This window comes from Pontibacter oryzae, assembly GCF_003576375.1.
Classification (GTDB): Bacteria; Bacteroidota; Bacteroidia; order Cytophagales; family Hymenobacteraceae; genus Pontibacter; species Pontibacter oryzae.
Map to the genome: position 1 here is coordinate 860326 of NZ_QWGE01000001.1, position 12696 is coordinate 873021.

Below are 12696 nucleotides of genomic sequence, written 5' to 3' on the forward strand. Positions count from 1 at the left end.
AGTGGCAGGCTTTTCTGTTACCGTACTTTAAAACCAGGCTTACTTCTTCAGCATTCTGGTTACGAACACTTCTTTACCTGCCTCAATTTTCAGGATGTACAAGCCGTTTCTCAGCGAGTTGCCCTCTGCGTTAAGCACCTGCTGTACATTCTGCTGCGAACCCTTGGCAGTGAAAATCACACGGCCATTGATATCGTACAGCGCAAGGCTGATATTCTGCAGCTTTGCAACACGCTCCGGCAAAGACAGTCTCAGGTATTCTTTGCCTGTTAGTGGGTTAGGATACACGCTAAACTGACCTTTGGTGGCATCGGCTATACCTGTGGTATTGTCGTTGTCGGTAATGGTCAAAGTATAGGTGTTGCTCGCACCAATGGCTAAACCGGTGCTCTTAGCTGTAATCTGTAGGGTAAGCTGTTCGCTTGGCTCTACAATGCTGTCATCGTTTATAAGCAACTCAAACGACGCTGAACTGGCATTGGCAGGAACTGTAACCGTAACCATGCCATTGGTCGCACCAATCACGGTGTAATCGTCTGCTGCGGCAGTTCCGCCTGCTACCACACTTACCGTTACGGTTTGCTCCGTGGCTTGCGCTGCTGAAACTGTCAGGTTCACATTAAACTTCTCAGAGCCTTCCGCTTTTGTGGCTGTTACCTCAGTAAATGTTACCACTGGGCCAGCCGCAAGGTTAAATCTGGCAGAAACCGGATAATGGTCAGAAGTGGTAGAGAAGTAGTTGGCAATGTTGGCTGTTACCTCTTCCTCAATTTTAATTGAACCTGTCAGATATTCGTCGTTGAGGTTTTGTGAGATGCTGATATGGTCCAGGAAGCTAGAGGCTTGGTACGTGCCTACACCTGTATTGCTCAGCTCATAGGTTAGCACATCATAACGCGCATCATCCACAAATGCCTTGTAAGTAGACTCGTTCGAGTTGATCACAGACACATCCACATCATCGTTATAGTCTCCTAGCATTACCAGGTTCACGTTAGGGTATTGGGCATCCAAGCTGTCTTTCAGCACCTGCAAATCATACTTACGCATGTTGTAGCGTGTAATATCAGTGCCGCTGTTTGCCCTCGCGTGGATGTTCAGTAAGTGGATGTCTTGCTTCACGCCGTTAATGTTGGCTTCTACCTGTACCAGGTATGGCAAGCGGCCACTACTCCAGAAGCTATCGTCTTTAGACTCATCAGTTCCGCTAGCCGTTGGGTTGTAACCCGGGAGCACAGTTGTGTTTGCAAGCAGGTCTCTGTAAAGCTTTTCTAAAAGTACTTTCTGGTTTTTAACTTTTACCGTGGCTGTTTTGTAAACGATGTACAGCTTTTGCGGTGTCAGCGTAGAAGATGTCTCCCTGATAGAGTATGAGTACACATCGGATTTCACAAAGCTATAGCCATCAAGTTCGCTTACCAACTGCGCCATTCTAACATCGTCTGATACTTCCTGCAAGGCGTAAATATCAGCATTAAGCGCTTGCATGGCCTGCTTCACGTTAGCATGCTGCAGTTCTTCGTCGGCGGGGCCCAACTCTTTGCCCGATGCATCTTTATCGGCTCCGAACCACTCAACGTTCCAGGTTACGATATCAAGCGTGCTTTCCTTGGTTTTAGAAGACCCAACCAGGTTGCCTCTGGTAATATTCAGTTGCGTGCCGCTGGTAAACTGTATGGCACCTGTAATTACGAAGTTATCAACGGTTGGCGTGAACTGTACATAAAACGTATTATTGGCGGCAGCTTGCTCTTTGGTGTAAGTTATACTTTGGCTAAAGCTGTTTCCGTCTTTCGACAGCTTAAAGTCTGCAGGTACGGTAAGGGTTAGGTCTTGCTCCAGGCCTGTGATGGAGAAGGTGAAGCTTTTGCCAGCTGAAACGCTCTGCGGCGAAACAATACCATAGCTGTGATTCAGGTTACCAGTGGTAACATAGTATGAATCGGTGTTAATCTTAAACTCATCCACTGACCAGCGCGAAGCCGATGATGTAGTGGAAGTATAAACAAAAGCGATATGAACATTAGGCTGTTTGTAGCTGGTTAGATCCACTACAGACTGCTTCCAGGTTCCGGAGTTAACTGCTGGCAAATCAGCGGAAAGGGCCGTCCAGGTGGCAGTGCTAGGAGCGCTCACGCCATCGTAATCTGTGGAGATCATCACAGCTAGGGCAGGGCCTGAGAAATCTGACTTTGTCCAGAAAGACACGATAGGCATTTTAAGGCTAGTCAGGTCAAGGCTTGGCGAAATCAAGTAATCCTGGTTTTCCTTAGCACCGGAGTCATAGCCGTTAATCTGCACGCCTTTACCGTTGTAACCAAAAGTAGTGCAATCCCATACTTGGTCGCCGGTTATACTGTAGCGCATCCAGCTGCCAACCATGTCATTTCCATCAGCGGTACACTCATCAAAGTTTTGAGCATAGGTATTTAGGGCAGTTCCTAAAAGTTTAACTGTAGCGTTGGTAGCGTGGTTAGTCGATATTGTAACTGTTCCTGCATAGGTAGCTGCAGCGGTTGGGCTATACTTTACATACACAGATTTGCCTGCCATAGCTTCCGCAGCCGTCAGGGTTATACTTGTAGTGTATGTGCCATTTTCTTCTGTCGCTAAAGTATAAACACCTGTGGCAGTTACGGCAACATCTTCAGTAATATCCGTACCATTAGTCACAAAAGTCAGCGTTTTGGTTTGGTTTGGCGCTACATATCCAAAGAACAGGTTTTGCACAGAAGCAGATAACACAGGCGTAGCCGTAGCAACCGTGCTGAATGTCCAACCGGTGTTGGTTGTTATACCTGCAAAGGCGTTGCCTGCCCCGTCCGCGAAGGCTCCTGCCGGCACAATTACATAGTAGCTTGTAGCTGCCTGCAGGTTTGCCGAAATGGTAGCTGTTTTTTCACTTACTGCAACAGCGTTTCCTGCCACATCTATACTTTGCAACAGAGAGCCGTCTGCGGCGTTACGCAGCTCTATAGCTCCAGTGCCTTTTACGATGGCTTCGTCGAAAGTAATTGCCAGGTTAGCGGTTGTCACCACGCCCGTGGCCGTATTGGTTGGGCTAAGCGAAGTTACCGTTGGGGCAGTTACGTCAGCAGGAGCTGTACCGAATGCAATTTTGATGTTATCTATCGCCAACGCCTGAGCGTTAGATGTCGTGGAACCTGATGTTACTGAATAATTCCAGGCCAAGTATAAATCACCGCCAGCGGGGATAGTTACCCCAAGTGTTTTATTCGTTACGCTCTTTACAGCGCCAGGCACCACGGCGTAACCAGAGTTATCTGCATCAGCACTGAAATTCACTTTAAAATCAGAGCCTGCAGAAGTCCATATTGTTCCGTTTGAAGAGTAGTATAACTCTATCGAAAAACCTTCTGTTCTGCTACCACCTCTATACTTCTCAACATCAAAAGAGACATCAATGTCAGTGATGCTAAGCGAGCTATTGTTATTAAAATGAGCATACAAGTTTCCACTTTTCGTGGAAGAACCTGAAGATAAAAAGCCGATGGCTCTATCAACTGCCGAAGCGGACGCCTCGAAGTTATAGATACCATTTCCAGCTGTAGTGCTAAGGTCGGCACCACCCGATCGTTCCGTAGCATTTACTGCTGAGACATAAGAAGTTACCTCGCGCATATTAGTGCTCTTAGAAACTTTCCAGTTAGCTGGAAGCAAAGCCGTGGCAGATGCTCCAAGGTCATTGAACTGCTGTTGCACAGAACTTCCGTTCTGAACATTTATCTGCCCAAAAGCACTGTTGCTACCCAAAAGGGTACAGCAAAGCAGCACAAGAGCAAATAGCTTTTGTAAGTGTTTAAACATAAGGATGGAATGAAAATGGTTTGATTGATTTTTGGTGATAGAGAGGCATAGCTATGCTAAGTAACAGATTAGTAAAGAGCCAAATCGCCTGTATCATACCACAAAACTAAACTCTAATCCATTATAAATAGATGTTTATGTATTAACTCTGGGTTAATTCAAGCATTATCATTAAATAATTAATTTATATATAAAAATAAATCTATAATTGTAAGAAAAACGCTTCATATTTCCGGATGTTATAGTGGTTCATTGAGCTTTTGGCTACTTACATGCATCAGCTAGCGCAACATGAGAAACAATACAATGAAGAGCATCAGAAAAGCACAGAAAATCACTCGCTATAATTCAATGAAAACAAATCTTTATAAACAAGTACAATCAACTGATTTACAGTTAGTTATAGTGCAAGGTTTTCATGTATTTATCGCCTGATTTTGCAACTGAAAAGAGCCTCAACTTGTTGATAATATATGAGAGAGAAAGACGAAGAAAAGGTGGTTTCGATGTTTCCAGAAGAGGCCCAAACCACAGACAAAGTATGGCAGAAGTCCATACCTGCCCAAGTATTCCTAAATTACTTTTTCGCGATTAACTATCATATTCAGCATGCTAGCAACAGCGGCCTGGACCAGCTTGCTATTGTTCGTGGCAACGAGAAACCGACGCTGAATGAGCAGGAGTTGGAAGAGGTAAAAAGGCTGTTAATAAACTGCTGGAGCACTGAGTATGCCCTGCGCTCCACTGCTGAGCTTGGCGATGAAGCTTACCTACGCAATGCCCTCCACTGGACTTTCCCACAGGCATTTTACGCTGTATTCTCCGGTTTGCAAGCATTCCTGCTTACTCGTGGAATTAAAACCAATAACGAGGCCTGGGTACTCCGCGAAGCCGGCAGACTGGTAGTAAAAAATACTTACCCTCAAGCTATCAGCTTTTACGCTTCCGGCCACTATGATGATTTTAACATCCGTAGGTTGCCCTTGGCGCATTATAAGCCAGGTTTGCAGATTGCAGCTAAAGAGCTGGAAGCGCAGGCACAAGTGGGTCAGTTTTTGCGTACCACGCGCCGCCAAAAAGCCAAGCTTGTGCGGCAACAGATACAGGCCAACCCAGCCACAGCTATTCGCAGCAGCAAAAGTGGCGAGGTGTTGCAGAAGTTTGGCCCTCAGCATTGGCAGCAGCTTACCTGGCGCTTGGGTTATACTACACTGTTCGACCTGCTGTCGCGGTTGCGCATTTCCTCCTCACACCGCGAAATCGAGCGCTTTGTGCAGGCCGATATAGACTTCACGCTCTTCCATGAGTCGCTGCTGCAGATTGTGAGTTACCTGAACGGCATCCATGAATGCTATGTAGCGCAGGCTATGGGGCTGGAGGCATACAAGGCTTTTGTAAAGGCGCTTCCAAAGCACTTGCAGGGTTCATTTGTAGAGGCAAGACTTCAGCAGCAAATAAATCCGCTGCTCGGCAACCAAGACTACGAGTTAGGCCAGGCCGCCTAAGTATAGCGAATCGTTTACGGCTATACTTTCTTTCTTAAGCGCCTGCAGTGTGTGCTGCGGGCGCTTTTGTATTTATCGAACTACTCCTGCTTTCCTGTTTTAAATTTATACTTTGCCTTCACAGCTACATTGGAAAGTATGGTATTTGTGTACGCGCAACTTTTTCACAGTCAACAATCAGCAATTAAATATTTAAAAGCTGCCGATTATTTAGCAATTTTGCAGTTTGATAGTGAACCAACCATTTAGTACATAAATCGCATGCAACTAAGCGAACAGGAACTGCGCAGACGCCATGAGCGCGAAGAACTGGATAAAATGGGCATTAACCCATATCCATCCGAAACATATGACGTTACGGCCACGGCCAAGGAGATAAAACAGAACTTTGATAAGGAAAAAGGAAACTACCAGGAAGTAAGCCTGGCCGGACGCTTAATGAGCCGCCGTATTATGGGCAAGGCTTCTTTTGCAGAGCTGATGGATAGCACAGGCCGTATCCAGATCTATGTTTCGCGCGATGACATTGCCCCTGGCGAGAACAAGGACCTGTACAACACCGTGTTCAAGAAAATGCTCGACATCGGTGACTTTATCGGTATCAAAGGCTATGCGTTTGTAACGCAGGTAGGCGAGATTTCGGTGCACGTTACCGAACTTAAAGTGCTTACCAAATCACTGAAGCCACTACCAATTGTGAAGCGTGAGGTAGACGAGAACGGTGTAGAGCACGTGTATGACGCTTTCAGCGACCCTGAGCTGCGTTACCGCCAGCGCTACGTAGACCTGATTGTGAACCCGCACGTACGCGAAACGTTTAAGCAGCGCACACAGCTGGTAAACTCTATGCGCCAGTTCCTTGGTGGCCGTGGCTACCTAGAGGTGGAAACCCCAATCCTGCAGCCGTTGTACGGCGGTGCGGCCGCACGCCCGTTTAAAACGCACCACAACACCCTGGACATGACGCTATACCTGCGCATTGCCAACGAGTTATACCTAAAGCGCCTAATTGTGGGTGGTTTTGACGGTGTGTTCGAGTTCGCCAAAGACTTCCGCAACGAAGGTATGAGCCGTTTCCATAACCCGGAGTTTACGCAGGTGGAGCTATACGTTGCCTACAAAGACTATAACTGGATGATGGACCTGGTGGAGGAAATGGTAGAAAAAGTGGCCATGGACCTGCACGGCACAACAGAAGTGAAGGTTGGTGAGAATACCATCAACTTCCAGCGCCCTTGGAAGCGCTTTACTATGTTTGAGGCTATCGAGCACTTTACTAAAATTGATATTTCTGAGATGGAAGAGCCTGAGCTGCGCCAAACAGCAGAGAAACTGGGTATCCGTGTAGATGCATCAATGGGTAAAGGCAAACTGATTGACGAGATTTTTGGGGAAACTTGCGAGCCGTACCTGATCCAGCCAACGTTCATCACCGACTATCCGGTTGAAATGAGCCCACTGGCTAAGAAGCACCGCAGTAAGCCAGGCTTGGTAGAGCGCTTTGAGGCTATTTGCAATGGTAAGGAAATTTGCAACGCCTTCTCTGAGCTAAACGACCCAATTGACCAGCGTGCCCGTTTTGAAGAGCAACTGGAGCTCGGCAAACGCGGTGACACAGAAGCTATGGTACTGGATGAGGACTTCCTGCGCGCACTAGAGTATGGCATGCCTCCTACCGCAGGCCTTGGCATCGGCATCGACCGCCTGAGCATGATCATGACCGATTCACACTCTATTCAGGATGTACTGTTCTTCCCGCAGATGAAGCCAGAGAAACAGGATAAAAAAGAAGATGAGAAGAAATAAGTCCTTGCAACTATAAAAAGGAAAGCCTGCTACTGTGTTGTGGCAGGCTTTCCTTTTTTATGGCAAAGTATGATTTATACTCCTGGTGTATTTCTGGCGGTATTCGTCATGTTTTTTACTTGCTGGTCATCCCATTTGTTCTCGTCAGTATATGGGCTTTTGTGCTTGGTTGGAGGTAAATCTGGTGCCTCGTTTACATGTGCATCCGTTTTGCCGCTTTTCATTTTGCCAGTCCAGTCGTTTACTTTATCCTTCGTTGAGCTATAGCCTTTACTAACTTGGTTGCCAAGTTTAGAAGCCTGCTCAGAAACTTTCTTTCTAGTTGATGCGCCTTTGTCTGGTGCAAGCAAGATACCTGCTATAGCACCTGCTGCAGCACCGGCTAATAAGCCTACTGCCAGTTTTCCGCCACTGCTCTTGCGTTTAGGCTCGGTATCGTGCTGGCGGATCTGGCGAACAGAAGAAGCATTGCTATAATTAGATTTGTTTTCCCCGAGGGAACGACATTCCATATGAGTTCTCATAGTCTGATTCTGTTATTATATAGTTCAAATAAAAAGCCCACATTTCAGATGAGCTATACATTTAATAACGCGATTGGCAAGCTATAGGTTAAGGCAAGGCGCACTAAAACACAAAAGCGCCTGCCCCTTTTCAAGGGCAGGCGCATCCGTTGGCAGCACATAAGCCTCCTCAGCAAGACGTCGCTTTATGCTACATCTTAGTTTAAGTGCTTCCTTATACTATATTTTGTATGGCATTAAGCTTTATTAGAGCTATCAGTGTTTGTGCCTCTAGCTGCGGCAGCATCACCTTCTTGTTCTGACTTTCCAAACTTATCGCCGCTCATCTTTTTAATTTCTTCTAAGCCATCCTGAAGGTTTTTTTCCAGGTCTTTGCTCATTTTGCCAGCCCACTTTTTAATGCTGCCTCTTGTAGCTTCCCCAGTTTCAGGAGCCATTAATAAGCCGGCAATCACACCAGCGCTTGCACCGGCAAGCATTGCCAGCAGTACCTTTCCGCTATTATCTTTCATAGTTTTATTTTATAATTCTGTTCAATAATCTGTACGTACTTTTACTAACGGCTAACAAGAGCATTAAGTTATATCTATACTACAGAATTCTATTATATCTTTTGGTAAGCTATGGTTTACGTTGGGATTTGTTAGTTGCTACTTACTGATATTAAATTCAGAAATCATGCGTACCACCTCGTCTTTAGTTTTGCCAAGCTTTGTCTGAAGGCGCTCGAACAGTTCGCTTTCTTTGCCCTGCTTATAGCTCAGGTCTTCCTCGGTCAGGTCGGCATAGTTTTTTCGTAACTGTCTTTTCACATCGTCCCAGGAGCCATGCATTACGAGTTGCTCTTCTTCAGGGCTGCCTTTGCCTGTGCGTGCTTTCAGGCTGGCAGTCCACTTTTTCACGTTGCTGTTAACCTCATCGCTGGCTTTATTCAGATGGCGCATTACCTCTTCACGAGCGTCGCGGCCATTCTTGGGAGCTAACAGCAAGCCTGCCACTACACCTGCGCCGATTCCGCCTAAGGTAGCTAATAAAATTTTGCTGCTGTTTTTATCCATCTCATTCATAATTGTTAGGGTTTATCTGGTTTTAGGTTGTATAAGGTTAAAACAGATCTTGAAAGGAAGGCACTAACTCTGTTTTAATTCTTTATTTTTGTGCTTCAAGATACATACGGCTTTTGCTCTTCCGGGTTAGCACCTCCTTTACCTTGAGCCGTATACTAGCATGTTTACTATATGTATAATCATGAAAAGATACATTTTGGTTTCGTTACTGCTTGCCATGGCAGGTATTTCTTCCTGCAGAAACACCCCTGCACAAAGCACCTGCATTGATCCCGCCAAAATTAACACTGATGGCATATGCACCATGCAATACGAGCCCGTATGTGGCTGCGATGGAAAGACCTATAGCAACCCATGCATGGCTGAAAACGCAGGCCTCACTTCATACACTGTAGGGCCATGCGCTGACACACTATAGACAAAAAAAACACGCAACTATATGAGCGAGAAGAAATTTTTTAAGCAAACGAAACCGTTCCGGGTACCCACCCACGACGGCAAACTGATCGAAGAGCACTTTGGCCACGCATCTACCCGAACCAGCCAGTTTAGTGTAGCCCACATGGTTGCGCCACCGCATTGGAGCGAGCCACACCAGACCCCACAGTTTGATGAAATCACGATCGTGACAAGAGGCAAAAAAATGATTGAGATTGACGGGGAGGAAGTGGAGGTAAACGCCGGCGAATCCATACTTATAAAAGCTGGGGCCCGCATTCGTTACGCTAACCCTTACGATCATGAGACTGAGTACTGGTCGGTCTGCATTCCGGCCTTTGATATTAGCACTGTAAACCGGGAAGAGGAGTAATAAGTATACCGTGGCCGCTAACTGTATGCAAATCTGTTCCTAGTGACAGCCCAGCGCGGCAGGGTCTAGCTTTAAAAAACAGAAGGGCTCCTGCTAATTAGCAGGAGCCCTTCTGTTTTTGTTCTATACATTGCTAGGCGAAGCTTGGAGCTGCTGGCAAGTATGTGTTCTACTTTTGTATCATGTTGATGATATCCTCAGAGATACCCATGTTACTGAAACCACCATCGTGCATCAGGTTCTGCATAGTTACCATTTTGGTAAGGTCTGAGAACAAGGTGATGCAGTAGTTTGCGCAGTCTTCGGCAGAAGCGTTGCCAAGCGGCGACATCTTATCAGCGTAATCGTAGAATACATCGAACCCGCCAACCCCTGTACCGGCTGTGGTTTTAGTAGGCGACTGAGAGATCGTGTTTACGCGCACGTTCTTGGCCTTACCATAGCGGTAGCCATAGTTGCGGGCAATAGACTCCAGTACAGCCTTAGCCTGAGACATATCGGTATAATCAGGGAATACGCGCTGCGCCGCGATGTAAGAAAGCGCAACCACAGAACCCCACTCGTTCAGGGCATCTAGCTTTTCAGCTACCTGCATTACTTTATGGAAAGAAAGGGCAGAAATATCAAGCGTTTTCAGGAACCAATCGTAGTTTAGGTCGCCGTAAGACTTGCCTTTGCGGATGTTCGGGCTCATGCCGATAGAGTGCAGCACGAAGTCGATCTTGCCACCCAGGATCTCCTGTGCCTGCGTAAACAGGTTTTCTAGGTCCTCTAGTGATGTTGCATCGGCAGGAATGATCTCAGCGTTGCACTCTTCAGCAAGCTTCTTGATCTCGCCCATACGCATTGCCAGTGGCGCGTTGGTCAATACAAACTCGGCACCTTCTTCTTTTGCAATTTTGGCAACTTTCCAGGCAATCGACTTCTCGTCCAGCGCCCCGAAAATGATTCCTTTTTTCCCTTTAAGCAGATTATAAGCCATGTCTTTATTGTTGTTTGTTCGTTACTATACTTTTACCATCCCGGCACACCCGGAATTGAAGCAGCAATATAGCAATATCTGATTACAAGGAAAGCAACTCTTTTGCACTTTGATAGGCGTTGGCGCTTGGATTTGCCCCGGCTATCATGTGCGCTATCTCGTTCACGCGCTCCTCATCGTTCAGCTTCTTCACACGGCTGATGGTGCGGTCCTCGGTGTCGTGTTTGTATACGAAGTAATGCGCATTGCCCTGTGCCGCAATCTGCGGCAAGTGCGAGATAGCGATAATCTGGTGTTTTTGGGCCATTTGCTGCATCATTTTGCCCACTTTTACAGCCACCTCACCCGATATACCAGTATCGATCTCATCGAAAACGATGGTTGGCAGAGCCGTTTTATCGGCAAGCATGTACTTTATACTTAGCATAAGGCGCGAGAACTCACCACCTGACGCTGCTTTAATGAGTGTTTGCGGCTGCGCCCCTTTGTTGGCGCTAAAAAGTATGCTGATGTCGTCGGTACCCGTTGCTGAAGGCGCCACCTCGTTATGCTGGATAACAATGCGTGCATTTGGCATACCCAGTTCTGCCAGCAATTTGTATAGCTCTTCCTCGAACGTGCCGAATGAGGCTCTTCGCCGCTCCGAAAGTATGGCTGCTTTCTCCAGCACGTCCTGCTCTGCCTTTTTCATGGCCTTCTCGGTATTGGCAATGGCGGTGTCCAGGTTTAGCACGCTGCCCACCTTACTTTCCAGTTCCCGCTGAATTTCCAGCAGTTCCGCAATGGTTTGCACCTGGTGCTTGCGCTGCAACGTATAGATCACGTTCAGGCGCTCCTGCACCTCCAGGGTTCGCTCCGGGTTAGCTTCTGTGTTTCGTTCCGCATCTTCCAGTTCGGCAGCAATATCGTTCAATTCGATCATGCAGCTTTCGGTGCGGTTGCGCAGCTCCTCATACTTTGCCGAAAATTGCGCCAGTTGGCTAATGGTATAGGCCGTATCTTTCAGGGCTGAAGTAATGTTAAACTCCGACTCTGTTAGGCTTTGCACTGCATTGGTTAGCTTCAGTTTTATGTCTTCGGCATTTTCCAGTTGCTTCAGCTCGTTTTCAAGCTCTTCCTGCTCAGCCTCCTGAAGCCCTACCTCCTCCAGCTCGCTCAATAAGAAAGCATGGTAATCGTGCTCTTTCTGTGCCTGTGCCAGCTGGTCGGTCAGTTTTTTGTAATCGCTTTCCAGCTTTTTGTACTGCCGGTAGCTCTCGTTATAGTTGCGCAGGTAAGACAGGTTTCCAGCATAGATATCGAAGGTAGTGTTGCCCATGGCTGCCGTGTTGCCGGCATAGATATCCAGTATATTCAGCTGGTAGCTTGTGTCGCCAAGCTGTAGCGTATCGTGCTGCGAATGGATGTCCATCAGATTCTCGCCGATCTTCCGGATTACGTCCAGCGTAACGGGCGTGTCGTTCACAAAGGCACGGCTCTTTCCGCTTGGGCTGATCTCGCGGCGCAGAATGCACTGGTTATCGAAGTCGAGGTCTTCTTTGGAGAAAAGCTCCTGCAGGTTGTAGCTCGAAATATCGAACACGCCTTCTATCACGCATTTCTCATCCTGCTTAAACAGCAGCTTGGTATCGGCACGGTTGCCCAGCAGCAAGCCAATGGCCCCCAGCATAATGGATTTACCGGCACCTGTTTCGCCTGTAATAATGTTGAGCACCGGCGATGGGTTCATCTCCAGCTTCTCAATAAGGGCGTAATTCTTTATTTTGAGATCTATCAGCATATACTAAGACACAAGACTATAGACATAAGATACAAGACTTTTGGCCTATGCTAAAGTTCGGTAATTCTATTCTTTTTTTGAAGTATGGATTTACTGCTAAAATTTAGATTGGGTTTGCAAGCGCGCTACCAGGCCGCTTCCACGTCATAGATTATCTCCTCTACCTCGCCTACCGCGAAAGTATGGATGTGCGCGCGCATGTCCTGCAGCTGCATACTTTCCGAGTCAAGCGCTTTTAGCTTGCCCGTAAGCACTGTCTTAGCGCGCGTGACAAGCTGCACGGCTGGCTGCTGCAGCAGTTCCAAAGTATGGTTTGGCAAGTCGTTTCGGAAGATGCGGATTTGGCGTTTGCCCATAGGTGTAAGTATAAACACAGCAGTACTTTCTGCCCCG

General features: G+C 47.1%; 11 protein-coding genes. 4 read left to right on the plus strand and 7 right to left on the minus strand.

What is annotated here, in order from left to right; all coding sequences use genetic code 11:
- Nucleotides 1-39 precede the first annotated feature (39 nt).
- Nucleotides 40-3828: an Ig-like domain-containing protein gene (locus D1627_RS03560; protein WP_119430811.1), complete on the minus strand. Its 3789-nt coding sequence runs from the start codon at nt 3826-3828 to the stop codon at nt 40-42.
- Between the two features lie 473 nt (nt 3829-4301).
- Here D1627_RS03560 and D1627_RS03565 point away from each other — a divergent pair, with 473 nt between their 5' ends.
- Nucleotides 4302-5333, plus strand: coding sequence for a hypothetical protein (locus D1627_RS03565; protein ID WP_119430812.1), 1032 nt, complete (start codon nt 4302-4304; stop codon nt 5331-5333).
- Nucleotides 5334-5594: 261 nt separating this feature from the next.
- The gene (lysS, locus tag D1627_RS03570; RefSeq protein WP_119430813.1) at nt 5595-7139 is read left to right on the plus strand and encodes a lysine--tRNA ligase; all 1545 of its coding nucleotides are present in this window, start codon (nt 5595-5597) and stop codon (nt 7137-7139) included.
- 74 nt (nt 7140-7213) lie between these two features.
- On the opposite strand, the gene D1627_RS03575 is transcribed toward lysS, so the two are convergent.
- The 3 genes from D1627_RS03575 to D1627_RS03585 form a co-directional block, all read right to left on the minus strand.
- On the minus strand, nt 7214-7663 hold the full coding sequence (locus D1627_RS03575) for a YtxH domain-containing protein (protein ID WP_199688365.1): 450 nt from the start codon (nt 7661-7663) through the stop codon (nt 7214-7216).
- A gap of 236 nt (nt 7664-7899) precedes the next feature.
- Entirely contained in the window at nt 7900-8175 is a 276-nt protein-coding gene (locus tag D1627_RS03580) for a YtxH domain-containing protein (protein ID WP_119430815.1), read from the minus strand.
- Between the two features lie 138 nt (nt 8176-8313).
- Complete coding sequence (locus D1627_RS03585; RefSeq protein ID WP_233555495.1) at nt 8314-8730, minus strand: CsbD family protein; 417 nt, start codon at nt 8728-8730, stop codon at nt 8314-8316.
- Between the two features lie 181 nt (nt 8731-8911).
- On the opposite strand from D1627_RS03585, the gene D1627_RS03590 reads away from it, so the two are divergent.
- Entirely contained in the window at nt 8912-9148 is a 237-nt protein-coding gene (locus tag D1627_RS03590; RefSeq protein WP_119430817.1) for a Kazal-type serine protease inhibitor domain-containing protein, read from the plus strand.
- Nucleotides 9149-9169: 21 nt separating this feature from the next.
- The gene (locus D1627_RS03595; protein ID WP_119430818.1) at nt 9170-9541 is read left to right on the plus strand and encodes a cupin domain-containing protein; all 372 of its coding nucleotides are present in this window, start codon (nt 9170-9172) and stop codon (nt 9539-9541) included.
- 169 nt (nt 9542-9710) lie between these two features.
- Here the strand turns inward: D1627_RS03595 and D1627_RS03600 are convergent, their stop codons facing one another.
- The 3 genes from D1627_RS03600 to D1627_RS03610 form a co-directional block, all read right to left on the minus strand.
- A complete protein-coding gene (locus D1627_RS03600; RefSeq protein ID WP_119430819.1) occupies nt 9711-10523 on the minus strand; it encodes an enoyl-ACP reductase FabI in 813 nt (270 codons plus the stop codon).
- A gap of 82 nt (nt 10524-10605) precedes the next feature.
- Complete coding sequence (gene recN, locus D1627_RS03605) at nt 10606-12303, minus strand: DNA repair protein RecN (RefSeq protein WP_119430820.1); 1698 nt, start codon at nt 12301-12303, stop codon at nt 10606-10608.
- Between the two features lie 125 nt (nt 12304-12428).
- Nucleotides 12429-12659 (minus strand): hypothetical protein, encoded by a 231-nt coding sequence (locus D1627_RS03610; protein ID WP_119430821.1) that lies wholly within the window; start codon nt 12657-12659, stop codon nt 12429-12431.
- Nucleotides 12660-12696: the final 37 nt, after the last annotated feature.